Raw genomic sequence first — 25,802 nt, 5'->3', positions numbered from 1 at the left:
CGACGTGAAAAAGACAGCCTCGACGCTACTCACTTTGGCGTTCTCTCTGCAGGTGGCCGCGAGCGGCGCAACAGAGGTAAGCGACCGCTGCGAGCAACGCATCAAAAACATCTATCCGTCACTTCCTGATGTGTCGCAGGTGCTCGACGGTGCTCAGGCGCCAAACAGCATCAAGGGCCGCGCCAATTTAACGAACAAGGCCTACAGCCAAAAAATCAAGGACATCGCCGTGCATTTTCCCGCCGGCTCGTACGACCCGGGCTCGATGGTGCGGTTGGGTTTGCCCTACGGCGGAATCGAATTCAAATCCGCGCTCCCGCAACCGGGCAGGGAATGCCTGGTGCTGACGTACGAGTTGAAGTTCGACAAGAATTTCAACTTTGTAAAAGGCGGCAAGCTCCCGGGCCTCTACGGTGGCACCGGCAATACCGGCGGGAAAATACCCAACGGCCATGATGGCTTTTCCACGCGCTACATCTGGAAAGAGAAGGGCACCGGTGCGATCTATGCCTATTTGCCCACCAGCAAAACCTGGGGCACGGCAGTAGGCCTGGGTTCCTGGATCTTTACTGTCGGGCGGTGGCACACATTGGAGCAACTGGTGAAGTTGAATACACCGGGGCAGGCCGACGGTGTGATTTCCATCTGGTACGACAAAAAACTGGTGCACTCCGAAACCGGATTGACGTTCAGAGACACGCCGGACATCACCATTGATGGCCTGCTGTTTTCTACGTTCTTTGGTGGGAATAACCCGTCTTTCGCCACGCCGGTCAGCACCAATATCCGCTTCAGGAATTTTGTGATGAGTTCCCAGCGCGTGACTGATCCATCAGGGCAGGGTGACTAAGTGAAAAACCTGAAACTGAATATCAAGAAGGCCGCTGTTGCGCTGTTTAATTCGCTGCTCAGCCTGGCGTTGTTTTTCAACCTGAGGCGTTCACTGCTCAGGCTGACCGGATGCCGGGTGGGCGCAAAAACCACGGTTCACCGCAAGGTGGTTTTTTTCACCTTCGGCAACTTCTCCATCGGGAAAAACTGCACGGTCAATTACGACTGCTACCTGGACAACAGGGCGGGTATCCAGATTGGGGATAACGTCAATATTTCCCACAACGCCCGGATTTATACCTTGGGTCACGATATCGATGACCCGATGAGTTGCCTGGTGGGCAAACCCGTAGTGATCGAAGACAACGCATGGATCTTTCCCAATGTGATGGTGATGCCAGGCGTCACCATCGGAAAAGGCGCCGTGGTTTATCCAGGCAGTGTGGTCACTCGCAACGTTGAAGCGTACTCGATTGTGGGCGGCAACCCGGCCAAACATCTTCGCTACAGGAATAAAAATATTCTGTACCGCGCCGACTTTCCGATTTGGTTTGCAGTGTAAGCACTCCACTTGCCCCCTCTATTTATGCAGGACTCTGACGTGAAATCATTAATGATCGCATGGATTGGCTATCAACGACGCGCCGATACCATGAAGCAATATTGGGCGTATGACATTCTGCATCTGCCCAACCGGTTCAAGAAGAAGTCGGCACGGCCACTGGACTACTTGATCAAATCGTTCAAAACCATCAAGACGCTGTTGGCCGGTTCGCCTGAAGTGCTGTGGGTGCAGTTGCCACCGAGCCCTGTATTGCATATAGCACTGGCCTACAAGTTTATATTTAACCGGCGCCTGAAGATTATTGCCGATGCCCACAACAGCTTGTTGCGCAAACAGTGGATAGGCTTTCCGGGCACCGTTTCACTGTTGAACAGAATCGATGCAGTGGTCGTGCATAACTTTAAGGTCAAAGAAGAGTTGGCAAGCCTTGGCGTCAAGGAAACCAATATTTTTATCCTGGAAGACTTGCCGTGTGATTTCCCGGCGGCGGCCGCCACTGAGCGCGAGACGCCCTATGTGCTGTTTCCGTGTTCCTTTGATATCGATGAGCCGATAGAAATCGTGATCAACGCCGCCCGGGAAATGCCGGGGGTGGACTTTCTGATCACCGGCAAGCACCAGGGCAAGTTGTCCGAAGAACTCGTGGCGTCACTGCCCGCGAACATCAAGCTGACCGGCTTTCTCAGCAAAGCGACGTTCGAACAGCTGCTGTGCAACGCGAATGTGGTGCTCGGCCTGACCACCCGCGACAACGTCCAGTTGAGCGTGGCCAATGAAGCGGTCAGCGCCGGCCGGCCGATGGCGCTCTCGAATACCACGGTACTGCGCTCGCTGTTTTCCGAAGCCGCAGTGTTCGTGGACACCCTGAACCCGCTGTCCATAAAGGCCGGCGTAGCGCAGCTCATCGCCAATCAAGAAATCTATAAAGAGAAATCAGCCTTGCTCAAAGCCAAGCGAATTACCCGCTGGAAAGGCCAGGCACAACTGTTAAGAACTGCCGCCACTATTTAATGATGTCTATTACACCTGACAGGAAGGGAACCGTCATGAGTCAATCAAGTGATGTTTTATTGATTTGTTCTGGAGGTGGGCACTGGGTGCAAATGAGCAAGTTGCTGCCGGCCTTCGACGGTCAGAAAGTTACCATCGCCACCGTGGATATCAGCATTGGCTCGCAGTATCCAGCCCATGCCTTTGCGAAAGTCCCGGACTTTAATCGCAGTGAGCCGATGAAGATCATCAAGGGCTTTTGCCAGATCTTTGCGATCGTCTACCGCAGCAAGGCCAAGTACGTGATCTCCACCGGCGCCGCTCCAGGGTTGCTGGGATTGGTGGCGGGAAAACTCATGGGGAAAAAGACCCTGTGGATCGACAGCATCGCCAATCCCAAGAAACTCTCGTTGTCCGGCCGCATCGCTGTTTATTTTGTCGATGAGTTACTGACCCAGTGGCCCTCGCTTTCGCAAAACAGCCGCGCCCAATATAAAGGGAGGATTGTATAAATGATATTTTGCAGCGTTGGCACTCAAGCACCCTTTGAAAGAATGCTCGGCTACTTGCATGAGTGGAGTCATGCAAACCCGCAGGTTCCGATTGTGGCCCAGGTGGGCAATAACGAAAATGACCTGGGCCGCATTACGGCGTACAAGACCATCGCCGAGCCGCTGTTTTCCAAGAACTTCAATGCTTCGAAAGTGATCGTTTCCCATGCGGGCATGGGCAATATCATTCGCTCCCTTGAGTTGGGAAAACCCATCGTTATCGTCCCGCGCGACAGTCGGCGAGGTGAACATATCAATAATCATCAGTTCGACACCGCCGAGAACTTTTCAGACCTTCCGTCGGTGTTTATTGCCCACGATAAAGACGGCTTCTTTTCGGCGATTGATTCGGCACTTAACTACAGCAGTTCGGAAAGTCCATTGGACTTTACCGAAAGAGACCGCTTGATCAGTTATGTGAAGTCATTCACGTCCTGAGTTTCGGCTGTTGGTCGACACGCTCCAATTACGTTTAATCATCGAGTAATCGCTATGATCCCAGTGATATTGTCTGGCGGCTCAGGCACGCGCCTGTGGCCGCTTTCTAGAGCGCTTAAGCCAAAGCAGTTTATAGCGCTGCACGGTGACTTGAGTTTGTTTCAAGCCACGTTGGACCGCATCAAGAACCTGTCGATAGAGGGCGAGAACGTCAGCCCTCCGATCATTGTGTGCAACGAAGAACACCGTTTCATCGTGGCCGAGCAAAGTCGATCGCTGGACTTGATACCCCAGAAAATTCTCCTGGAACCCACCGCCCGGAATACCGCTCCGGCGATTGCCGCCGCGACGTTGTCAGCCCTGCAAGACGGCGATGATCCGATCCTGCTGGTGTTGGCGGCAGACCATGTGATCGGCGATACCAGTGCCTTTAATGCAGCCTTGACGCTGGCCACGGTGGAGGTCAACAAGGGCAAGATCGTCACCTTCGGCGTGGTACCCACCAAGCCCGAGACCGGCTACGGGTACATCCGTACTCAAACCGCTGCGCTCGACGGCGCCGCACATGTCGAGGCCTTTGTCGAAAAGCCCGACCTTGAGACCGCACAAAGCTACCTGGCCCAAGGCAACTACTTCTGGAACAGCGGCATGTTCATGTTCCGCGCTTCCGTGATGAAGGCTGAGCTCGAGCGCTTGAGCCCGGAGATCATGGTAGCCGCAGAGCTGTCCCTCTCCAATGCGGCCTACGACCAGGATTTCACCCGGCTCAACCAGGTGGATTTCGTGAACGCGCCCAACGTGTCGATTGACTACGCGGTGATGGAAAAAACCGACATCGCGTCGGTGGTCATCCTCAACTCCCCCTGGAGCGACTTGGGTGCCTGGGATTCCGTGTGGGAAGCGGGCCTCAAGGATGAACACCAGAACTGCACCCAAGGTGACGTGCTGCTGCAAGACGTGACTAACAGTTATGTGCACGCCAGCCACCGCCTGGTCACCGTTGCCGGGATCAGCGATGTGGTGGTGGTCGAGACCGCCGACGCGATCTTGGTGACCACCAAGGACCATGCGCAAGACGTCAAGAAAATCGTCACCCAGCTCACAAAAAACCACCGGATCGAGAGCGCCAGTCACCGCGTAGTCTATCGGCCGTGGGGCAAATATGACTCGGTGGACCAGGGGTATCGCTACCAGGTGAAGCGGATCACGGTCAAGCCGGGGCACAAGCTGTCGGTGCAGCTCCACCACCATCGGGCCGAGCACTGGATCGTGGTGTCCGGCACGGCGAATGTGCAAATCGCCGACAAGCAGGTGCTGCTCACCGAGAACCAATCCACCTACATCCCCATTGGCGTCGTGCACTCCCTGGAAAACCCGGGACGCATCCCGCTGGAGCTGATTGAAGTCCAGTCCGGCTCCTACCTGGGCGAAGACGACATCATCCGCTTTGAAGACCGCTATGGCCGCCTCGAGCTTGTTTAAAGGAATATTGAAATGAACGTAACTGTATTTGGAATCGGCTATGTGGGCCTGGTGCAAGCGGCGGTGCTGGCTGATGCGGGGCATGAAGTCTGCTGCGTCGACATCGACGCCACCAAAGTCGAGAACCTCAAGAGCGGGATTATTCCGATCTATGAGCCCGGGCTGAGTGCCCTCGTGCAAAAGAACCATGATGCCGGCCGCTTGCATTTCACCACCGACGCCGCGCAAGGCGTGCGTCACGGTGAGGTGCAATTCATCGCCGTGGGCACGCCGCCGGATGACGATGGCAGCGCCGACATCAAGTACGTGCTCTCCGTTGCCGCGACCATCGCGCTCAACATGACCGAGCCGAAGATTATCGTGAACAAGTCCACGGTACCGGTGGGGACGGCGGATAAAGTCCGGGCGAAGGTGTCCGAGGTGTTGGCGTCTCGGGGGCTTGAGGTGGAATTTCACGTCATCTCGAACCCGGAGTTCCTGAAGGAAGGTTCGGCAGTCGCCGACTGTACTCGCCCCGACCGAATCATCATCGGCAGTGACAGCAGCTACGCAGTGGACCGCATGCGGGAACTGTATGAACCCTTCAACCGCAACCACGAAAAAATCATCACGATGGACATCCGCAGTGCCGAGCTGACCAAGTACGCGGCCAACTGCCTGCTGGCCACCAAGATTTCCTTCATGAATGAAATGGCCAACTTCGCCGAACGATTGGGCGCAGACATTGAGGCCGTTCGTAAGGGTATTGGCTCTGACCCACGGATTGGCTACGACTTTATCTACCCTGGCTGCGGTTATGGCGGCTCGTGCTTCCCGAAAGACGTACAGGCGCTGGAGCGTACCGCGTCGTCGATCGGCTATCAGGCAACGCTTCTGTCGGCCGTCGAGGAGGTCAACAAGCGCCAGAAGCAGCACCTGTTCGGGCATATCCACCATCACTTTGGCGGGCAACTGGAAGGCAAGACCTTTGCGATCTGGGGCCTGGCCTTCAAACCCAATACCGACGACATGCGCGAAGCCTCCAGCCGCGTGCTGATCGAACAATTGCGCAGCGTGGGCGCCAGGGTTCAAGCCTTCGACCCGGAAGCAATGGCCGAGACCCAGCGCATTTACGGCATGAACGAAGACCTGCTGCTCATGGGGACCAAGGAAGCCGCGCTGCAAGGTGCCGATGCGTTGGTGATTGTGACGGAGTGGCGCGAGTTCAAAGCCCCGGACCTGGACTTGATTAAAGAGAAACTGAGCACGCCAGTGATCTTTGATGGCCGCAATATATTCGATCCGCAGCGTATGAAAGCCAATGGTTTCGACTATTACGGTATTGGTCGCGGCTTGTCGGTACGGCCAGTTGTTTAAACCTGACGATTATTAACATTGGTGGTTTGAGCTACCCACAAGTGAGATGATTTCGAGGAGGCTAAGTGCGTGATCCCACTGGATCTTTGTGCAGTTTTCATGGCCTGTTTATCTCCGTTCCATCACTACTCCCTTATTGCAAAGTTTTGATAAGGGGTAAATATCGAGAAGGAGTCTGATATGAGGAAATTACTGTTGGCCGGCTTGCTGGCTTTCACAAGTACTGCGGCAATGGCGGCGGGTGAAGTCGCCGGCGCTGCGGTAAGCGAGGCTGCCGGCGCAGGTGAGTCCCTGTCGTTGAGCGCCCCGCTCTTGGGCGGCGTGACGCTCGGTGAAGGGGTTGGGGTCGGCACGGCGGTTGTCGGCGCTGCGGCAGCCGCTTCCAACTCGGGTGGCAGTTCCAACGGCGGTACTGCCGGCACCGGCGGTACCACCGGCACAGGCGGTACTACCGGTACCAACTAATCCCTCGTAAACCCTGTTGTACAAGATCACTCAGAACTTTCTGGGTGATCTTTTTTAGACTCGTCCTCGACTAGCGTAGTGCCATTATGATTTCTAGGTTACCTGTTCTTTTGCTGGCAAGTATCAGCTTGCACGGCTGCATGTTTTCGCCTGGTCAACACATGGACACCAGTCAAATGTCCAGTGAAGGCTCTCCCGAAAGTACCCGGGTGGAGTTGATTCCAATCACGCCCAAGTTGATTGCCATGGATGCCGCCACGCACGTTCGTGAATCGGTACCTTCTGAGTTGCTGGCGTATGTTCCGGGTGGCTATCGGGTAGGCGCCAATGACCTGTTGTTTATCACGGTCTGGGATCACCCCGAGTTGACGGCACCGTCCGGGCCGCAACAGCAGATCGACGCCAACGGTCGCTTGGTTCGCCCCGACGGCACGCTGTTTTATCCGTATATCGGCAACGTTCCGGTGGCCGGTAAAACCATCGAAGAGTTGCGTGCGTTCATCGCCGGGCGCTTGTCGCAGTTTATTGAAAGCCCTCAGGTCGACGTCAGCGTCCTGCGTTTTGCCAGCCAGACCGTGGTGGTGACCGGTGCGGTGATCAAAGCCGGCCAACAGCCGATCACTACCACGCCATTGAGTGCCGTTGAAGCCATTGGCGCCGCCGGCATCGACCCGACGAATGCCGACCTGTCGGGCCTGACACTCACCCGTGACGGCCGTGAATACACGCTGGACCTGGACAGCCTGAATCGCCAGGGCTCGCAACTGCAGGGCATCTACCTCAAGGGCGGCGACCGGTTGTATTTGCCTTATAACGACCAAAAACGGGTCTACCTCATGGGCGAAGTCAATCAGCCCCGGGCGCTGAGTTTCAAGGGCAAGTCGATCAACCTGACCGATGCCTTGGGCACGGTGGGTGGCTTGAACCAGACCACCTCCAATGGCAATGCGGTCTACGTGATTCGCGGCGTGGACAACCTGGAAGCCGAGCCGGCCAAGGTGTTCCAGCTCGATGCCCAATCACCGTCCTCGTTGGTGCTGGCCACCCGGTTCGACTTGCAGCCCCAAGACATCGTGTACGTCGGGCCGGCCGGCGTGACGCGCTGGAACCGCCTGATCAGCCAGTTGCTGCCGACCGCCAGTGCCATTGGGCTCGGTGCACGATCGTTTAATGACCTCAGCGAAGCCAACAGCAGATAAGGCTCAATCCCGTCGTGAAAATTTTGCCTACCTGCGCCTGTCTGTCGATGGCGCTCTTGTTGTGCGGGTGTAACCCGTTGATGAGGGCGTCCTGGTACACCCTCGAATCCTCCGTCAGCGGCCCGGCCCCGATCAACGTGACCCGCGCCCAGGTCGACGCCGTGCCGTACCCGCAGATCCTGGTCACTACTGCCGTCAGCGAGGGGGTGATGGCCATGGCACGCCGCCGGGGCGACCTGGAATTCTGGGTCGCTTCGGGCAAGCAAGTGGTGATGATGCGTGACGGCCTGGTGGTACGCACGGTCGGGCTGGGTGTTTCCCTGGATGGCACTCGCTTCAGTGGCGAGTCACCGTTCAAGCGCGGCCTCCAGCACCTGCCCGATGGCTACACCAGCACACGCTGGATCGACGTCTACGACGGCAACCGAATCGGGGTCGCGGTCAACAGCCGTTTCAGCACCCACGACATCGAGACCCTCCGCATTCTGGACAAGGATCATGCCTTGCTGCGCATCGACGAGCAGGTGGATGTTCCCACCTTGAATTTCCACGCCACCAACCATTATTGGGTCGACCCGCAGGATGGTTTCATCCTGCGCAGCGAGCAGCATCTGACGCCCCGGTTGTCCCTGAAAATCGTGCAGTTGCGTCCCGATCGGGAGGTTGCCCGGTGAAGCGTTTGAATCTTTTATGGCTGGGCCTGTTGTTGATCGGCCCCGGCGCCGGCCAGGCAGCTGTCACGGTCAGTGGCGATGTACGCAGCCCCGGCACCTACGACGTAAAACCAGGGGCGCGCTTGCAGGACGTTATTCGCGTGGCGCAACCGAATGCCGAAAGCTACTGGTTGGGCGCCGCGTGGTTGCACCAGTCGTTGATGGATCAGCAGGCGCGTTTGAAGGCAGGGGTTTTGTTCGATCTGAAACTGCTGCAACGCGGAGCCTTGCTGGATGACCGGCACACGCTAGCGGACTTGAGTGCGCGTCTGTATCGGCAGGTCGAGCAGTTGCCGGTCACCGGCCGCCAGGTGGCGCTGCTGGACCCCATCGCCGTGGAGGCGGGCTTCGCGCGCAACGCATTGCTCGATGACGGTGACCAGCTTGTTTACCCCGAAAGGCCGTCCACCGTGGAAGTGCTCGGGGCCGTTTCGCAGGCCTGTGATGTGCCGTACCGCGCGATGCGGGAGGTCCAGGATTATGTTCGCGACTGCACCATCCTCGGCGATGCCGAGCGTGATGACCTGTGGCTGATCCAGCCCGACGGCCAGGTGCGACGGGTGGGTGTGGCGGCGTGGAATCGGGAGGAGGGCGTCGTGGCCGCGCCCGGCAGCCGGATCCTGGTGCCGGTGCGCAGCGATGACCTTGAGACGCCGACCCCTGATCTCAACCAACAACTGGCCGAGTTTTTTGCCACTCAACCGTTGGCTGAGGTGAACCCTTGAATTTACGTTTTGCTGTGGTATTGCTCTTGCCCTGCGGACTGGTTCACGGAGAACCGCGCTACACCCAAAATGATTTTGGCGGCGTGGGCCTGCTCCAGAGCCCCACCGCACGCATGGCCCCGGTGGGTGAGTTGAGCGCCAACGCCAACCGCACCGATCCCTACTCGCGCTACAGTTTTTCCTTGCAGCCGTTCGACTGGCTGGAGGGCTCGTTTCGTTACACCGCCATCAGCAACCGCAAGTACGGCGCCGAGGCGTTGAGCGGAAGCCAGAGCTTCAAAGACAAGGCCATCGACTTCAAGGCGCGGCTCTGGGAAGAAAGCCACTGGGCGCCCCAACTGGCCTTCGGTGCCCGGGATATCGGGGGTACAGGCTTGTTTTCCAGCGAATATTTCGTCGCCAACAAGCGTTATGGCAACCTGGATTTCAGCCTCGGTATCGCGTGGGGCTACCTGGGTAATCGGGGCGATTTCGGTAACCCGCTGTCGGTGTTCGGCAGCAAGTTCAACGACCGGCCAAAGAGCACTGCGGTTGTCGCCAGGGCAGGGGATGTGAACTCCAACGCCTACTTCAGGGGGCGCCCTTCGTTGTTTGGCGGGATTGCCTATCAAACGCCCTGGGAACCCCTGAGCCTGAAGCTCGAATACGAAGGCAACGACTACAAGCACGAGCCGTTGGACAACCCGATCAAGCAGGACTCGCCGGTGAATATCGGCGTGGTCTACAAGCTGGCCGACAGCGTCGATCTGAGCGCGGCCTGGGAGCGCGGGAATACCGCGATGTTTGGCATCACCCTGCACACCAACTTTGTCAGCCGCAAGGCGCCGGTGAAGACCTACGACCCTCCCGCCGAACCGTTGCCGACGCGCATGCCGACGACCCCGGCCGACCAGGTTAACTGGGCCAATGTATCCGATCGTTTGCAACAGAATGCCGGCTACAAAGTGGAACGCATTGCACAGCGCGGTTCCGAGCTGATGGTGTATGGCGAGCAACAACGCTACTTCTATTCAGCCAAGGCCGTGGGGCGCGCCAGCCGGATTCTCGACAACAGCGTCAATCAGGATATCGATTGGTTCACCCTGGTGAATAAGCGCTATGACATGCCCATCGAAGAAACCAGCGTGCCTCGCGACACGTTCCGCGCGGTGGTCAACAACGATCAGCCGTTGAAGGACCTGCACCGTAGCACCGAGGTCAACCCGGCGATTGCCCACCGGGAAACCACGCTCTACACCGGTAAGCGTCAGCCGTTCAGCTACGGGCTCGGCCTGGGTTATAAACAGAACATCGGCGGCCCCGACGGGTTGCTCTATCAGTTCACCGCCGACGCCGACGCAGAGTACCGTTTTACCCGCAACACCTGGTGGAGCGGCTTGGTCAGCGCCAACCTGCTGAACAACTACGACAAGTTCACCTACGACGCGCCAAGCGGCTTGCCACGGGTGCGCACCGACCTGCGCCAATACATGACGACGTCCGATGTGACGATGCCGACGTTCCAGTTCAACCATGCGGCGCGGCTGGATCGCGACCTGTATGGCATGGTCTACGGTGGTTACCTGGAGTCGATGTACGCCGGGGTTGGCGGCGAGATGCTGTTCCGGCCGGCTGGCAAACACTGGTCGGTGGGAGCGGACCTGAACTTCGTGCGCCAGCGTGATTTCAATCAGGGCTTCGGCCTGCGGGATTACCAGACCATCACCGGGCATGTCACCAGCTATACGGAGTTGCCGTATGACACCTTGGCCGCCGTCAGTGTGGGGCGTTATCTGGCGCGGGACTGGGGCACCACGGTCGACATCTCGCGGCAGTTCAAGAACGGCGTGAAATTTGGTGGCTGGGTCACGCTGACCACTGCCTCGAAGGAAGAATACGGCGAGGGCAGCTTCGACAAGGGCATCTACATTTCCGTCCCGTTCGACGAGCTGATGAGCACCTCGACCATGCGTCGCGCCAACGTGGTATGGGCACCCCTGACCCGGGATGGCGGCGCACGCCTGAACCGCGCGTACTCACTGCAAACCATGACCGACGGGCGTGACAGCGAGCTGTTCTACAACAACTTCGAGAAGATCACCGAGTGATGTAGCGGCATCTGCCGACAAGGTAACTCACTGCCCGGTGCTGAATGCGCCGGGCAGTGAACAGGCCGCAGCAGTAAGGCGCCAGGTGCAATGCCGGCGCGCGACACTTCCCTGATATTCCTTTCTGATCTCAATACAAATGGCTTGGGCCTGGATGCCCAGGCGTCGCTGTGGGCGTTAGCTTTGCGCCGGGCGGGGATGATGAGGGGGCGGTGAGGACAGCGCCCCTAAGGGCGTGTGGTGCCCCGCGCCGCCGGTAGGGCGGTGCGGGGGAGGCAGGGGTCAGTAGATGTCTTTGGAGAGGAGGGTAAACGGCGTTTTGAACAGGATCTTGATGTCCAGCCACAGCGACCAGTTGTTGATGTAGCGCAGGTCGATATCGACGCGTTGCTGCATCTTCTCCAGGGTCTCGGTTTCGCCCCGGCAGCCGTTGACTTGCGCCAGGCCGGTGATGCCGGGCTTGATGCGATGCCGCGCCATGTACGCGCGAATCTTGCCCGAGTAGTAGTCATTGTGGGCCACCGCATGGGGGCGTGGTCCCACCAGTGCCATGTGCCCTTGCAGCACGTTGAACAGCTGCGGCAATTCGTCGATGGAGGTACGGCGGATAAAGCGCCCTACGGGGGTTATGCGTGAGTCGTTGCGGCTGGCCTGGCGCACTTCCTGATCGTCATGCACGCGCATCGAGCGAAACTTCCAGACCTTGATCACCTCGCCATTCCAGCCGTGACGGTCCTGCTTGAAAATCACCGGGCCCGGGGAGGTCAGCTTGATCAGCAGGGCGAACAGCAACAACAACGGGCTGAGCAACACAATCGCCAACAGCGCCAGGCTTTTGTCGAGCAGTGACTTGCTGAGTGCCGCCGTGGGGCGACTGGTCAGCGGGCTCTCATTGAGGAAGATCGCGGGCAAGCCATCCACCTCGGCCACGCTGTGATTGAGCAGCAGCATGTTGTTGAGGTCGGGCACCCAAATCACGTCCACGCTGATCTCCAGCAGGTTGAGGTACAGCGCCTCGATGTGCGTCGCTTCCTGGAGCGAGTGAGTGATGTACAGGCGGCGTATTCCGTGCTTTCGGATCAACGAGGGAAGGTCGGGCAAGTCGCCGAGAATCTGCGGTTGAGTGCTGTCCTGAGGTGAAGCGGTGCCGGGACCGACGAGGCCGACTAAGGGTGAGCGTTTTTGCCTGGCAAGAGTGTTGGCCAAGTCGGTTGCTAGTTTACCCGTACCAATAATCAGCGATTTCTGGCGCTCGTGAAGTTGCCGATGGTAGTGCCTGGACAGACTGTGAATCGGAATGTAGCAAAGTGCTAGTATCGGATAGCTGACAGCTGCCCAGAGTAGCAGGATCTCCAAGGGAAACAGCGAGCTGGCATTACAGGCAATGCCAACCGCCGATAATATGCCCAGGGTTAATAACCAGCCGGTGAATAACCGTCCCAGCCCAACAAAAAAATCATCTTTTTTGCTATAGACGTCACATAACATGTAAGCGGGGATAGATGCCAGTATTGTAATGGCCGCCAATATCCGGTAGTGGGATTCCAATTGTCCGGTCTTGAACAGTACCAGTGAAAACAAAAGTACAACGACCACACTCAAGGCAATAGCCCACTGCCCCCAAAAGGTAAGGCCCTTGGGTGTAAGATTACGGTGCATCCTTCTGTTATTAAGCATACTTCTGCTCCCTGTGGTATCCACTCACGTGCTGGCAGGTTAAAGCGAGGCGTGGTTTTAATGACTATCAAATGGCAGGCGCACGCGTAGGCGTGCGTATTGATAGTAATGAATGGCAGGGAGCAATGGCTGACGACTTATAACGCGGTCATGTTGTTATAAAATGGCAGATAGAACGAAGTTTTAATAGGCAGGGTGAGTTGTAATTTTTATGAAATAATTATTGTTCGGCGACGGTGTTGCGGTTGCTCAACGGGCTTTTTATTTTTTGTGTGAGGCAATAACCGCGATTGCGCACCGCCCGGAACAGGCGCTCGCCATCGTTGACGCGCTTGAACTTGTCCTGCAACCGGCTAAGGCACATTTCAAGCCCGCGATACAGGTCGGGTTCGCGCCCGATGTTGCGAATAAGTTCTTCCTTGCTCACCACACGCTCCTCATGGTGCAGCATCTTTTTAATCAGCGCCGACTCAATAGTGGTCAACGAAATACGCAGCCCACCTTTGACCAGCGCCCGGTCTTGCTGGGTAAGTAGCCAGACATCCGGGGTGCGCAAGGCGGGTGTTGCATTAACCGTTTCTGTCGGCGTGTTAGTAAAGTTCGGGTGTGGAATATCTGATTTCAGTGCGGTGATTTTCGGGTTTTTCGAGGCGTCGTAAAGTTTTCGGGTCAGTCGGTTATTGGCCTCGTAGAGTCTTTTGGCAGCCACATAGTTACTGAGCCATAGATTGAAATTTTGCTCGCTGTTAACGGCATAGGCGCTGGTCGAAGAGTCCGGTGTTTTTTCTGCAGTTTCGATCAATGGGCCGCTGTCGACGTCGTAATGTAAAAATGCCACATTCGGCGTGAAATCGTGCAGTGCGATTGACGGGTATGTCGATGTAAATGTGTGTTTCTTGAGAGAACTCATGGCATTCACCGATTCCAGGAAAGTACGGGGGTTCATAAACTATCAGCAGGGGAAAAGTAGGGGCCCTGAAAATAGTCAAAAGGCAAGCGTCTGGCGAGAAGTGCGCTGTCGGCGTGCTCGACGTTGTCGGCGATGAACGAGACCCGGGTGGTGCTCATCACCCCCAGCATCTGGTCGTAAAGCCGGTCGAACAGGCCCGAACGCGTGTTCAGACTGAGCCTGAGGGCCGAGTCTGGAAAGGGCATTTTTATATAGTCATAAAGACTCAAGTCGATCAGCAGGTCGGTGTTTTTTGTATCTAATGTGTAATTGTTATAGGCAAGTTTCAGGCTGCTTCGGTCTTTCAGGCTATAGAGCTGGCGGATCATGTTCCGGCGCTCTACCGGGCCTGGCAGAGTGTCCAGTGTGTTTTCAACACTGACGATGAGTTGTTGTTTGTGTTTCTCCAGCGCGTTTGACGTGCTGATAATTTCGGTGAGCAGGTCCTCATTCATCAATAATGACTGCTCTATTCGGAAAAACTTGTGGAGGCCTGGGCTTTTATCCACACGCAAACGTTTTCCTTCTTGAGCGAACGAATTTGGCTTGGTGTACCGCAGGGCTTCGCTGTAGGCGTCTTTAAGTTGCTCGGAATAAAAAGGGCTCGGATCAGCGGGCAGGCTGTGGAGCGCATGCTCGGCATGGACCCGGATCTCGCTGCCCCATAACGTACAACTTCGTTCAAGTATCGCTTGTCGTGAATATCTAAAGTCGACTGACTCTGCAAGCAATAGAGTTCCGCTATTCACGGTTTGGCCGCTCCCTGACGGGTTGAATATGATTAACCGAAGCCAGCCCTCTGCTTAGTTTGTAGCCGTAACCCCGGATGCTTTGAATAATATTACTTCCATAGTGCGACTTGATTTTGCCACGCAAGCGGCTAATTGATTTTTCGAGCGCCCTGGAATCATAGAAACGCGCGTTAAGTCCCATCACGACGGCAATTTCATCGTGGCTGAGCAACCGGTTATGAATCAGCGCTTCAAGTACTTTCATTTCAACGAAGGAGACTTCGAGCTTCTTGCCGCCCCCGTAGATGCACATGCGGTCCTGGTCGAGTAGCAAATCAGTATTACTTAGCCAGTACGTCTCGCTGAGAAACGCGGCAAACAGGGCAAGTTTTTTCTCGGGCGAGCTCTCGACCACCTTTATGCAGTAATCGGCCCCCGCGAGATAGTATTTGGTTTTGCTTAATGTAGTGGCGAAGGTGACAACCAGGAAAATCGTGCTGCCAGGATTTTCGGATCTGGTTTTTTTAATGATGTCCAGCGTTTGGGTGCTGGCAGAGGGGGTGTCGATCTCTATGATGATGGCACGGTAATGTCCATGGCTTTCATAGGGACCAATTAGTTGGCCGTAGGAGCGTGTATCGACTTTTAGATTTTTCGGTACAGTACGAACTATAAGCTCGCTGAAGTCCTCGGATTTCGATGGGGTCCGTGCAATAGCGAGGACGTTGGAAAAATGCATCACGTTGCTCCCTTTTCCGGCATGCGAGGCCGTCAATTCAATCGCTGCAGGCGTTTAGATGTTAATCGAATTGAATACGCCAAAACGTGACAAATTTTAACATTCGCCACGTTATTTGCAGGGGTAAGGCGGATTTCAGGCGGGTGTTGAAAGCGGATTTCTGCGCAGGAGTACTCATATGCTAGTGCAAATTTTTTAGTGTGCGATAAGTATTTTAGGCGGGTTGATATTTTTTGGCTGGAATGATTTAACCCTTCTAGTCCTTAAGCTCTAAAACGCTTATACGTGACTATTTATAATAATCCAGCAAGGCAATAGCGGGCGTTGAGTGCTGGGAGATGCTCGCGCGGTCGGCCAGGTAGCGCGCCGGAGGTTGGCCGATGGCCTTGCGGAACATGGTGATGAAGCCGCTGGCGTTTTCATAGCCGAGGTCCAGCGCTACCGTCTGCACGCTTTCCCCTTTCGCCAGGCGCTGCAGTGACAGGATCACGTGCAGCTGTCGGCGCCAGCGGCCGAAACTCAGGCCGATCTCTTCCAGCAACAGCCGGGTCATGCTGCGTTCGCTCATGCCGATGCGCACCGCCCATTCGCCCAGGGTGGCCTTGTCGCTGGGGTTGGCCAGCAAACTCTCGGCCAAGCGCCGCAGCCGAATGTCCCGTGGCATGGGCAAGTGCAGGGCCTCGATCGGCGCCAGTGCCAGTTCGTCCAGCAGCGTGGCCACCAATCGGCCCTGTGCACCCTCGGTGTCGTACAGCGGCGGGAAGCTGACAGCCTTGCTGATCAATTCGTGTAACAGCGGCGATACCGCCAGCGTGCAGCATTGCCGTGGCAGGGCGCCGGCAGCGTCTGGGTCGACCAGCAGGCAGTACACATCTGCTGCACCGGAACCGCGTGCGGCATGGGAAAGACCGCCGGGAATCCATAGTGCGCACTGGGGTGGCACGATCCAGATACCTTGTTCGATGACGCAATGAATCACCCCGCGCAAGGTGTACATCAACTGGCCTTTGCGGTGCTGGTGCGGCGCGTGCTCCCAACTGGCGGAGGTGCTCGAGGCGCTCACCGCGACCACGGCACGGGGAATCGCATCGGCAAGGGCCGGGCGCAACGGGTCACGGGTTTCGAGGCGGTGGTTGTACATGGCGGGGACGGGTCTTGGCTGGAATGCGAAACATTCTGGCTATTCTGTGCAATGGCGTCCAGTGATGGCATGGCTATTATGAGAAACATTCTCGTTAAAGGCGCTTCCCATGCAACTCGACACTTCTACATTTCCCGTGGTGAAAATCGTTTTCGACGCCCCCAGCGACGCACCACAAGACACCTTCGTGGCCTTCGAGGCCTTGTTGCAGCGCGAAGACCCCTTCGTACTGCTGCATGAAAAAGCCGTGGACGAAAGCACTCACGAGCACTCCCACGAAGAACGCAAACACGCTTCTATCTGGATGAAGAAGAACAAGGTGGCCCTGCGTGCTTTCGTCAAAGGCATGATTCAGGTGGAGCCCAGCGCGGCCAAGCGCCTGGCGCTCAAGCCGTTTGCAGTGATGTTTGGCAAGGCGTGGGGCTACCCGTTACTGGTAGTCGAATCCACGGATCAGGCCTGGGCACTGGCGCGGGACGTGCTGGATACCCAGGTGTCGGACGTGGCGCACTATTGAGTCTTGGGCGCTGCCGTGCTGCCACGCAAGGTGAGCTCGAATGGCAACACCACCTGGCGTTCTGGCAGTGGCGTTTTCTCGATCAGGGCGATGAGCATCTCGACCGCCTTGCGGCCAAAGGTTTCGGCAGGCTGGGCAATGGTGGTTAGCGGCGGGTCGCAGTAGGCGGCGAAGGGGATGTCATCAAAGCCCACCAGGGAAATATCCTGGGGCACGCGCAGGCCCTGTTGCTTGATGCGCTTCAAGGCACCGATGGCCATTTCGTCGTTTTCGCAGAACAGCGCGGTGGGGCGTTCGGCCAGGTCGAGCATGCTGCCGGCACCCTCGAAACCGGCGTGCAAGGTGAAGTCGCCGTGGCAGATGAGTGCCGGGTCGCGGGGGATGCCTGCGGCGTGCAAGGCGTCTTCATAACCGGCCACGCGGTCTTGGGTCAGTGGGCTGCTTTTCGGGCCTTTGATCAAGCCGATGCGGCGGTGGCCGAGGTCGATCAAATGCTGGGTCATGGCCATGGCCGCGCCGCGGTTGTCGAGGCTGATGGTGGGATGACGGCCGTTCTGGATCACTTCGCAGGCGTTCACCAGCGGTGGTGAATCGCTGCAATCGCTGAAAGGGTCGGATGCGCGCAACTGAATCACGCCATCGGCCTGATGGGCGTGGACCAGTTCGGCGAACTGCTTTTCGATTTCAGCCTGGCCCCGGGTGTCGCACAACAGCAACCGATAACCCGACGCCTGCGCCGCTTGCTGTGCGCCGCTGATCACCCGGGCGAAAAACGTGTTGGCAATCGCCGGTACCAGAATCACCAGGTTGCCGGTGCGTCGCGAGCGGAATTGCACCGCCATGCGGTTCGGTCGGTAGCCGGTCTGTTCCACGGCGGCGTTGACCTTGTCACGGGTCTCGGGTAGCACGCGTTCAGGGCTGGCCAGGGTCCGTGACACAGTGGCCACCGAAACCCCGGCCAGGCGGGCGACTTCGCGAATATTGGACAAGACAACCTCGTTATCAGAGCAGCAGCCGGCAAGTTTACCGCAGTCGGGGTTTGACACCGTGAGCAACTGGGCCTAAATTTCCGGCTCGATGTAACCGGTTACATCATGGCCGGTAATGACCCAAAAAGAGAAGACTTGCGATGACGGCTGCTGTGCAAAAAATAAGAATGGGCTTTGTTGGCGGCGGCGAAGGCGCCTTCATCGGCCAGGCCCACCGCCAGGCGGCGGGGCTGGATGGATGTTTTGAACTGGTGTGCGGTGCCTTCAGTCGCCAGGCCGAGAACAATCGCAACACCGGCAATGCGCTGGGCTTGCCTGCGTCCCGCTGCTACAGCGACTGGCAACAGATGCTGGCCGCCGAACAGGCACTCCCGGCCGGGCAGCGCATGCAACTGCTGGTGATCGTCACCCCCAATCATCTGCACGCACCCATCGCGACCCAGGCGTTGCAGGCCGGCTTCCACGTATTCAGTGAGAAGCCTGCTGCGCTGAACCTTGCCGAAGTGCAGGCGCTGGCAGAAGTCGTCAAAAACAGCCCCGGGCTTTACGGACTGGCACACACTTACCTGGGCTACCCGATGGTGTGGCAGGCCCGCGAAATGGTGCGCAATGGCGTCATCGGCGCACTGCGCAAAGTGATCGTGGAGTACCCACAAGGCTGGCTCAGCGAGGACGTGGGCGGGCAGGGCAGCAAACAGGCTGAGTGGCGTGGCCAGCCGGAGCTGTCGGGGCTCGGCGGCTGCATCGGCGACATCGGCACCCACGCGTTTTCCCTGGCCGAGTTCATCGCCGACCAACCGATCGAACAGCTTTGCGCCAGCCTGGGCATCCACGTACCCGGCCGGCAACTGGATGACGATGCCGCCATGCTGTTCAAGATGGCCTCCGGCGCGAGCGGCGTGCTGATCGCCAGCCAAGTGTGTGCCGGTGAAGAGAACCCGCTGAAGATCCGCCTCTATGGCGACAAAGGTGGCCTGGAATGGCGCCAGGAAGAACCCGCCAGCCTGATCCATCGCTCCCTCGATCAACCCCTGCGCGTCCTGCGTTCCGGCGTCGGCCAGCCCTGGCTGTGCGACGCGGCACTGCAACGCATGCGCCTGCCTGCCGGGCATCCCGAGGGTTACCTCGAAGCCATGGCCAACCTCTACCGCGACTTTGCCACGGCCATTCGCCAAGGCACCGCGGCCGCTGGCGTGCCCGGCATCGAAGTCGGCGTACGCGGCATGGCCTTTATCGAAGCCGTGATCACCAACCACCGCGGCGACGCTAAGTGGACCACCTTGGCAGCCCATTCATGAAGGAGATTACAAACATGCGCGGCCCCGGCATTTTTCTCGCCCAGTTCATCTCGGACGAAGCACCTTTCGACACCCTGGCCAACATCGCTCAATGGGCGGCATCCCAAGGCTACAAAGCGATCCAACTGCCGACCCTCGGCACTCGCTATATCGACTTGGCCCGCGCCGCCGAAAGCCAAGCCTACTGCGACGAACTCAAGGCAACCTGTGCCAACGCCGGTGTCGAAATCAGCGAACTGTCGACCCACCTGCAAGGCCAGCTCGTGGCGGTTCACCCAGCGTTCGATACGCTGTTCGACGACTTCGCCCCGGCCCATCTGCGGGGCCAACCCCAGGCACGTACCGAGTGGGCCATCGAGCAATTGAAACTCGCCGCCCGCGCCAGCCAGCGCCTTGGTTTAAAGGCCCATGCGACCTTCTCCGGCGCGTTGCTCTGGCCGTACATTTACCCCTGGCCACAACGCCCCAGCGGCCTGGTGGAACAAGGCTTCGCTGAGTTGGCCAAGCGCTGGCTGCCGATCCTCGACTGCTTCGAAGCCGCCGGCGTCGACCTCTGCTACGAAATCCATCCCGGCGAAGACCTGCACGACGGCGCCTCCTTTGAACGCTTCCTCGACGCCGTCGATCACCATCCTCGCGCCAACATTCTCTACGACCCCAGCCACCTGCTGCTGCAACAAATGGACTACCTGGGCTTTATCGACCGTTACCACGCGCGTATCCGCATGTTCCACGTCAAGGATGCCGAATTTCGCCCGGATGCACGCTCTGGCGTGTATGGCGGCTATCAAGGATGGGTCGACCGCCCTGGCCGTTTCCGCTCATTGGGCGATGGCCAGATCGATTTCAAATCGATCTTCAGCAAGCTCACCCAATACGACTTCAACGGTTGGGCCGTGCTGGAGTGGGAATGCTGCCTGAAGGATGCGCAACAAGGCGCGGCAGAAGGGGCGACGTTCATCCAGCAGCACATGATCCGCAAGACCAAAAAGGCATTCGACGATTTCGCCGGCGTGACGTCCGACGAGCACTCCAACCGACGGCTGCTGGGCCTGCCCGACGCCTGAACACCGCTTCTGACCCAAAATAACAATAAAACGGTGAACCCAATGAAAGCGCGACTGAGCGTCATGATGTTCCTGCAATTCTTTATCTGGGGCGGCTGGTTCGTCACCCTCGGCACTTTCCTCGCCAGCAACCTGGGGGCCAGTGGCGGGCAAATCAGCATGGCGTTTTCCACCCAGTCGTGGGGCGCGATCATCGCGCCGTTTATCATCGGCCTGATCGCCGACCGTTACTTCAATGCCGAGCGCATCCTGGCCGTGCTGCACCTGATCGGCGCAGTGCTGCTCTACCAGCTGTACCGCGCGCCGGACTTCATCGGGTTTTACCCTTACGTGCTCGCGTACATGGTCATCTACATGCCAACCCTGGCGCTGGTGAACTCGGTGGCCTTCCGGCAAATGAGCGACCCGGCGCAGGAGTTTTCGCGCATCCGCGTGTGGGGCACCTTGGGCTGGATCGTCGCTGGGTTGGTGATCAGTTTTGTATTCGCCTGGGATTCCCAGCAGTCGATCACCACGGGCGCGTTGCGTAACACCTTCCTGATGTCTGCCATCGCGTCACTGGTGCTGGGCTTCTACAGCTTCACCTTGCCGCGCACTGCGCCTTTGAAAGCCGAGGCGGGCAGTGGCGATATCAAGCAACTGCTGGGGCTGGATGCGCTGGGGTTGCTCAAGGATCGCAGCTACCTGGTGTTCTTCATCGCCTCGATCCTGATCTGCATTCCCCTGGCGTTTTACTACCAGAACGCCAACCCGTTTCTCGCGGAAATCGGCATGACCAACCCAACGGCGAAGATGGCCATCGGGCAGGTGTCCGAAGTGCTGTTCATGTTGCTGTTGCCGCTGTTTATCCAGCGCTTCGGCATCAAGATCGCGCTGCTGGTAGGCATGCTGGCCTGGGCGCTGCGCTATGCGCTGTTCGCCTACGGCAACAACGGCGAACTGGCGTTCATGCTGTTTACCGGGATTGCGCTGCATGGCATCTGCTATGACTTCTTCTTCGTTTCGGGGCAGATTTACACCGATGCGAAAGCACCGGAGCGCTTCAGGAGTTCGGCCCAGGGGCTGATTACCCTGGCGACCTATGGCGTGGGAATGTTGATTGGATTCTGGGTGGCGGGGCAAGTTACCGACCACTATCTAGCGGCAGGGGGCAGCCATGACTGGCGCAGCATCTGGCTGTTTCCGGCGGGTTTTGCGTTGTTGATCTTTTTTTGTTTTTCGGTGGCGTTCAAGGGGCGGGAGCGGGTGGCGCAAGATCAAACGTAGGAGCTGTCGAGCGTTAGCGAGGCTGCGAAAGCGGTGGGTCAGGCAGCATCAATGTTGCAGAGCTGACGCCATCGCAGCCTCGCTAAAGCTCGACAGCTCCCACAAGTGTTCAGGGTTTTCCGACAGCCATTCGGGTTGACTGGACAAACCTCAGACGTTACCCGGCTTCTTGAACAGATCAACCATCAGCAACAACGCACCCAAGGTGATCGCGATATCCGCAAGATTGAATACGCCTGTATGCAGCGAGCCGACATTCACCACCATGTAATCGACGACATGGCCGTCACGCAATACCCGGTCGATCAGATTCCCGGCGCCGCCCAGGGCAATCAGAAAAAGCGGCGCGGCCTTGCGCAGGGAATGGTTCCAGTTCTTCCAGGCCCAATAACCGGCCCAACACACTACGGCGGCCACACCGACGATAAAGATCAGTTGCTTGACCTGCGGCGGCAAACCAGCGCCGAGGCTGAGGAATGCGCCCGGGTTCAGGCTCAGTTCCAACGCCATGTTCACCGGGCTTGAACCGAACCGGAACGTAGTGGCTTGCAGCGAAAACAGCGCCAGCAGTTTGATCAACTGGTCCAAGGCAATAAAGGCAATGCCCATCAGCACAGCAAAGCTTCGTCCTCTCAAAGCGTCCTGCATCTTCAACGTTCCACTCCTTCGTGTGTTTTCGCCTGAATCGGCGGCGGCCAGAAGATATCGCACGGCCTGCGCAGCGTCCATCTTTGCACTAGCAGCCTGCCTGGTGCCGGTGTTTCAGGTATCCTCCGCGCCCCGCTCAACAACTATTCCCATACCATGCCAGAACAAAACATGCAGGCCCTCCTGGAGTCGATCCTCGACGAAGTTCGTCCACTGATCGGCCTCGGCAAGGTCGCCGACTACATCCCCGCACTGGCCGACGTACCGGCGCAGCAGCTGGGCATTGCCGTGTATGGCAATGACGGCTCGTTCTATTGCGCGGGCGATGCTCACACCCTGTTCTCCGTGCAGAGCATCTCCAAGGTGTTCAGCCTGGTGCAGGCCATCGACCATGGCGGCGAAAGCATCTGGGAGCGCCTGGGCCACGAACCGTCGGGGCAGCCGTTCAACTCCATGGTGCAGCTGGAGTTTGAGCGCGGGCGGCCACGTAACCCGTTTATCAACGCCGGGGCATTGGTGATCTGCGACATCAACCAATCGCGCTTTGCCGTGCCGATCCTGTCCATGCGCGACTTCGTGCGGCGGCTGTCGGGCAACCCGCAGATCCTGGTCAACAGCGTCGTGGCTGAATCCGAAGCCCAGCACGGTGCGCGCAATGCAGCCATGGCGTACCTGATGAAGTCGTTTGGCAACTTTCACAACGATGTGGATGCGGTGCTGCACAGCTACTTCAACTACTGCGCGTTGCAGATGAGCTGCCTGGATTTGGCCAAGGCGTTTTGCTTTCTGGCGAATGAAGGCGTGTGCACCCACAGCGGCGAGCAGATTCTGACGGCGCGCCAGACCAAGCAAGTGAACTCGATCATGGCCACCAGCGGGCTCTATGACGAGGCGGGGAATTTTGCTTATCGCGTCGGCTTGCCAGGCAAGAGCGGGGTAGGCGGCGGGATTCTCGCGGTGGTGCCGGGGCAGTTTACGGTGTGCGTCTGGTCGCCGGAGTTGAACGCGGCGGGCAATTCGCTGGCGGGGATGAAGGCGTTGGAGTTGTTGAGCGAGCGGATTGGGTGGTCGGTGTTCTAGGACTTGATCGCTCCCACGCTTTGCGTAGGAGCGCTGGCCTAAGTTTTAGGCCGTTGGGTGGGTCACATTCAGTGCCTTGTCGACCAGCAATTGAACGCCTTCGATCATGCGGCAGATGCCCAGCGCCACATTGCGTTGGGCTCCGTCGACTTCAAAGGCCAAGTGGGTGGCGATATCGCTGATGGAGGCCAGGTCCTGGGACGCGTTAACCAGCAGGGTTTCCGTGCCCAGGTCGGCGCGCACGGTGAAGAGCCCATCGGTAGGTTCGGGTATCGGTTTGCCGGGATTGAGGTAGTGGTTGATCGCGCGATAGGCCACTTCGTGCAGTGTGCTGGTGTCGAAGTCTGAATGGCCAGGGGGATTGGGGCTGTCTTTAATCATGGTGAAACTCCAAGGGAAGTGGAGCTGCCACGATTCGCGGTCAAACGAATTAGGGTGGCAGCTATACGCGGGTTGACCGACCGGTCCCAAGGAAACCCGGCATACCCGAAGGTATCCCGCGTACAGCTGCCGCGACACGATACAACAGGCGTGAAAAAAACGCCTGAGTCGATGTTGGCACAGGTGTACTTGGGAAGGCGGACGGTCAAATCCGGTCGCTGAATTGGCAGCGACGGCGAAGGTTAATCAGCCCCCGTCCGATCGACAACCTGAAACAGCTGTCGGAAAAATCCGAGAGCGGTTTCTTCCCGAACTTCATCTGTCGCCAGCCGCGCGGTCAGGTCTGCTGCTGATACTATCGACGCAATCACCCATCAGTTAGAGACGGTCCATGTTGCCCAATCGTGTCGTCCAGGCCGCCGCCAAGTCGGTGCTGCAGCAGCTCGTTACGCGAATCACGCCACAGTCAACTGAAGCCTCCATCGCCGAAATGGCGACGCAGATGCTCGCGGATTCCGGCTATCCGGAGACCTGGTATTACGACTGCCCGGCCTTCGTGTTGCTGGGTTCACGCAGTGTGCTTTCGGTGTCGGGGCGCGACTATAGGCCCAGTGACGAAGCGGTCGGTTTGCACAATCTGATCACGGTGGATTTAAGCCCCAGAGCGGGCAATGTATGGGGCGACTGCGCCCGCTCATTCTATGTGGAGGAGGGCGTGTGCCGGACGGTTCCGGCGGGAGCGGAGTTTGGCAGGGGCTATGAAGTCGAGCACCAGCTACACGCGATGATGCGCACATTCGCCCGGCCTGAAACCACGTTCAACGACCTCCACGCATTCGCCAATGACCTGATCGCATCCGAAGGTTTCGAGAACCTCGATTTCGCTGGCAACGTCGGTCACAGCATCTGCGAACAGCGTGACCAACGGCTCTACATTGAGGCGGGAAATCACCGGCGTCTTGAAGAGGTGACGTGCTTCACCTTCGAGCCTCATATTCGCCAGCGAGGCGGTCGCTGGGGCTACAAGCATGAAAACATCTACAGCTTCAATGAGGCCGGCGAACCCTGCGAGCTTTGACCTTCACGGCTAACCTTTTCGACGCCACGGCAGCACCATGCCGACCTCTTTCTGATAGCGCCGGTAGGTCTCTCCAAACAGCGCCACCAGGTCCTTTTCTTCAATGTGTGCGCCAATGAAGATGTAGGCGGTGAAGGCCAGGGCAAACAGCAGATGCCCGGCGGTCATGTCCGGGGTTGCCCAGAAGGCGATCAGAAAGCCCAGGTAAAGTGGGTGACGAACGACCTTGTACAGCGCCGGTGTCTTGAACGGTTGGGCGCGGGGTGCCGTGCCACGAAGGTGATCAATCGCTTGCCTGAGGCCGAACAGGTCGAAATGGCTGATCAGCAATGTTGCCACAAAAACCACCGCCCAACCTGTCCAGAACAGGCCCGTTATCAGCGCTCTTGCGAGTGGAGAATCCACCGTCCAGACAGAAGCGGTGATGGGCTGCCACAGCCAGAACATCAGCCCGAGTATCAGGCTGCTGATCAACACATAGGTAGAGCGCTCGATCGTCGCTGGAATGACCTGGGTCAGGCGCGCCTTGAACCCTTTGCGGGCCATGACCGAATGCTGGACGGCAAACAGGCTGATCAGGCCGATGTTGGCTAACGCCGCCAGGAGCCAGTCGAGGGTGATGCCGTCATCAATATGCTTGGGCACGAGCAGGCGTCCAAGAAAACCGATCAAGTACACCACGCTGATCAAAAAAAACCCGTAGCTCACGGCGCTATAGAACAGCATGGCCAGGCGTGCTGCCATACCGTTTGAGGGTGTTCCACTGTTCATGGACGACTCCTTTCGTACATGCTGGGCCAACATACAAGGATGGATGTAGTAAACGCTGCCGGACAGAG

At 57.9% G+C, this 25,802-nt stretch carries 27 protein-coding genes; 18 read left to right on the top strand and 9 right to left on the bottom strand.

The window, feature by feature from the left end; translation table 11 throughout:
- Positions 1–4 precede the first annotated feature (4 nt).
- The 12 genes from ACA046_RS19410 to ACA046_RS19355 all read left to right on the top strand — a co-directional run bounded on the left by ACA046_RS19410 (position 5) and on the right by ACA046_RS19355 (position 11,402).
- A complete protein-coding gene (locus ACA046_RS19410) occupies positions 5–850 on the top strand; it encodes a polysaccharide lyase (RefSeq protein ID WP_459021676.1) in 846 nt (281 codons plus the stop codon).
- Positions 851–1,393: an acyltransferase gene (locus ACA046_RS19405; RefSeq protein WP_076017024.1), complete on the top strand. Its 543-nt coding sequence runs from the start codon at positions 851–853 to the stop codon at positions 1,391–1,393.
- A 51-nt stretch (positions 1,394–1,444) separates the two neighbouring features.
- Positions 1,445–2,407 (top strand): glycosyltransferase family protein, encoded by a 963-nt coding sequence (locus ACA046_RS19400; RefSeq protein WP_459029335.1) that lies wholly within the window; start codon positions 1,445–1,447, stop codon positions 2,405–2,407.
- Positions 2,408–2,499: 92 nt separating this feature from the next.
- Positions 2,500–2,898, top strand: coding sequence for a polysaccharide biosynthesis protein (locus tag ACA046_RS19395; protein ID WP_497674745.1), 399 nt, complete (start codon positions 2,500–2,502; stop codon positions 2,896–2,898).
- Complete coding sequence (locus ACA046_RS19390) at positions 2,899–3,375, top strand: glycosyltransferase (RefSeq protein WP_497674744.1); 477 nt, start codon at positions 2,899–2,901, stop codon at positions 3,373–3,375.
- 54 nt (positions 3,376–3,429) lie between these two features.
- Positions 3,430–4,857, top strand: coding sequence for a mannose-1-phosphate guanylyltransferase/mannose-6-phosphate isomerase (locus ACA046_RS19385; protein WP_497674743.1), 1,428 nt, complete (start codon positions 3,430–3,432; stop codon positions 4,855–4,857).
- A 12-nt stretch (positions 4,858–4,869) separates the two neighbouring features.
- Complete coding sequence (locus ACA046_RS19380) at positions 4,870–6,213, top strand: UDP-glucose dehydrogenase family protein (protein ID WP_459021668.1); 1,344 nt, start codon at positions 4,870–4,872, stop codon at positions 6,211–6,213.
- A 180-nt stretch (positions 6,214–6,393) separates the two neighbouring features.
- Complete coding sequence (locus ACA046_RS19375; protein WP_497674742.1) at positions 6,394–6,678, top strand: hypothetical protein; 285 nt, start codon at positions 6,394–6,396, stop codon at positions 6,676–6,678.
- Positions 6,679–6,764: 86 nt separating this feature from the next.
- Positions 6,765–7,877, top strand: a complete 1,113-nt coding sequence (locus tag ACA046_RS19370; RefSeq protein ID WP_076017031.1) for a polysaccharide biosynthesis/export family protein — start codon at positions 6,765–6,767, stop codon at positions 7,875–7,877.
- 14 nt (positions 7,878–7,891) lie between these two features.
- Positions 7,892–8,551, top strand: a complete 660-nt coding sequence (locus ACA046_RS19365) for a YjbF family lipoprotein (RefSeq protein ID WP_497674741.1) — start codon at positions 7,892–7,894, stop codon at positions 8,549–8,551.
- Positions 8,548–9,315, top strand: a complete 768-nt coding sequence (locus ACA046_RS19360) for a capsule biosynthesis GfcC family protein (protein WP_497674740.1) — start codon at positions 8,548–8,550, stop codon at positions 9,313–9,315. Before ACA046_RS19365 ends, ACA046_RS19360 begins: the two co-directional genes overlap by 4 nt.
- Positions 9,312–11,402, top strand: coding sequence for a YjbH domain-containing protein (locus tag ACA046_RS19355; protein ID WP_497674739.1), 2,091 nt, complete (start codon positions 9,312–9,314; stop codon positions 11,400–11,402). Before ACA046_RS19360 ends, ACA046_RS19355 begins: the two co-directional genes overlap by 4 nt.
- Before the next feature lie 282 nt (positions 11,403–11,684).
- Here ACA046_RS19355 and ACA046_RS19350 read toward each other — a convergent pair whose 3' ends face one another.
- From ACA046_RS19350 to ACA046_RS19330, 5 genes are all read right to left on the bottom strand, one after another.
- Positions 11,685–13,079 carry an undecaprenyl-phosphate glucose phosphotransferase gene (locus ACA046_RS19350; protein WP_459029333.1) on the bottom strand — a complete coding sequence of 465 codons (1,395 nt, stop codon included), beginning with the start codon at positions 13,077–13,079 and terminating at the stop codon, positions 11,685–11,687.
- 220 nt (positions 13,080–13,299) lie between these two features.
- The gene (locus tag ACA046_RS19345; RefSeq protein WP_497674738.1) at positions 13,300–13,989 is read right to left on the bottom strand and encodes a winged helix-turn-helix domain-containing protein; all 690 of its coding nucleotides are present in this window, start codon (positions 13,987–13,989) and stop codon (positions 13,300–13,302) included.
- 32 nt (positions 13,990–14,021) lie between these two features.
- A complete protein-coding gene (locus ACA046_RS19340; protein WP_497674737.1) occupies positions 14,022–14,777 on the bottom strand; it encodes a YuxH family protein in 756 nt (251 codons plus the stop codon).
- Complete coding sequence (locus ACA046_RS19335; protein WP_076017037.1) at positions 14,770–15,498, bottom strand: winged helix-turn-helix domain-containing protein; 729 nt, start codon at positions 15,496–15,498, stop codon at positions 14,770–14,772. Before ACA046_RS19335 ends, ACA046_RS19340 begins: the two co-directional genes overlap by 8 nt.
- A 289-nt stretch (positions 15,499–15,787) precedes the next feature.
- A complete protein-coding gene (locus ACA046_RS19330) occupies positions 15,788–16,639 on the bottom strand; it encodes an AraC family transcriptional regulator (RefSeq protein ID WP_497674736.1) in 852 nt (283 codons plus the stop codon).
- Positions 16,640–16,748: 109 nt separating this feature from the next.
- Here ACA046_RS19330 and ACA046_RS19325 point away from each other — a divergent pair, with 109 nt between their 5' ends.
- On the top strand, positions 16,749–17,156 hold the full coding sequence (locus tag ACA046_RS19325; protein ID WP_497674735.1) for a hypothetical protein: 408 nt from the start codon (positions 16,749–16,751) through the stop codon (positions 17,154–17,156).
- On the opposite strand, the gene ACA046_RS19320 is transcribed toward ACA046_RS19325, so the two are convergent.
- Positions 17,150–18,145, bottom strand: a complete 996-nt coding sequence (locus ACA046_RS19320; RefSeq protein WP_459021653.1) for a LacI family DNA-binding transcriptional regulator — start codon at positions 18,143–18,145, stop codon at positions 17,150–17,152. The two genes, ACA046_RS19325 and ACA046_RS19320, sit on opposite strands and share 7 nt — an antisense overlap.
- A gap of 167 nt (positions 18,146–18,312) precedes the next feature.
- Here ACA046_RS19320 and ACA046_RS19315 point away from each other — a divergent pair, with 167 nt between their 5' ends.
- From ACA046_RS19315 to ACA046_RS19305, 3 genes are read left to right on the top strand one after another with little or no spacing between them, the layout of a single operon-like run.
- Complete coding sequence (locus ACA046_RS19315) at positions 18,313–19,443, top strand: Gfo/Idh/MocA family protein (RefSeq protein ID WP_497674734.1); 1,131 nt, start codon at positions 18,313–18,315, stop codon at positions 19,441–19,443.
- A 14-nt stretch (positions 19,444–19,457) separates the two neighbouring features.
- Positions 19,458–20,510 (top strand): sugar phosphate isomerase/epimerase family protein, encoded by a 1,053-nt coding sequence (locus tag ACA046_RS19310; RefSeq protein ID WP_497674733.1) that lies wholly within the window; start codon positions 19,458–19,460, stop codon positions 20,508–20,510.
- A gap of 42 nt (positions 20,511–20,552) precedes the next feature.
- Complete coding sequence (locus ACA046_RS19305; protein ID WP_497674732.1) at positions 20,553–21,776, top strand: nucleoside permease; 1,224 nt, start codon at positions 20,553–20,555, stop codon at positions 21,774–21,776.
- A 150-nt stretch (positions 21,777–21,926) separates the two neighbouring features.
- Here the strand turns inward: ACA046_RS19305 and ACA046_RS19300 are convergent, their stop codons facing one another.
- Complete coding sequence (locus ACA046_RS19300; protein WP_497674731.1) at positions 21,927–22,424, bottom strand: signal peptidase II; 498 nt, start codon at positions 22,422–22,424, stop codon at positions 21,927–21,929.
- A 171-nt stretch (positions 22,425–22,595) separates the two neighbouring features.
- Between ACA046_RS19300 and glsB the strand changes: the two genes are divergently transcribed.
- Entirely contained in the window at positions 22,596–23,504 is a 909-nt protein-coding gene (glsB, locus tag ACA046_RS19295) for a glutaminase B (protein ID WP_010171887.1), read from the top strand.
- A gap of 45 nt (positions 23,505–23,549) precedes the next feature.
- Here the strand turns inward: glsB and ACA046_RS19290 are convergent, their stop codons facing one another.
- On the bottom strand, positions 23,550–23,885 hold the full coding sequence (locus ACA046_RS19290) for a DUF6124 family protein (protein ID WP_076017044.1): 336 nt from the start codon (positions 23,883–23,885) through the stop codon (positions 23,550–23,552).
- 391 nt (positions 23,886–24,276) lie between these two features.
- Here ACA046_RS19290 and ACA046_RS19285 point away from each other — a divergent pair, with 391 nt between their 5' ends.
- On the top strand, positions 24,277–24,963 hold the full coding sequence (locus ACA046_RS19285; RefSeq protein WP_459021646.1) for a M24 family metallopeptidase: 687 nt from the start codon (positions 24,277–24,279) through the stop codon (positions 24,961–24,963).
- 9 nt (positions 24,964–24,972) lie between these two features.
- On the opposite strand, the gene mddA is transcribed toward ACA046_RS19285, so the two are convergent.
- Positions 24,973–25,734 carry a methanethiol S-methyltransferase gene (mddA, locus tag ACA046_RS19280; protein ID WP_497674730.1) on the bottom strand — a complete coding sequence of 254 codons (762 nt, stop codon included), beginning with the start codon at positions 25,732–25,734 and terminating at the stop codon, positions 24,973–24,975.
- Positions 25,735–25,802 lie beyond the last annotated feature (68 nt).

It is taken from the genome of Pseudomonas sp. LBUM1641 (assembly GCF_059716235.1).
This window is presented reverse-complemented; position numbering and strand designations above follow the sequence as displayed.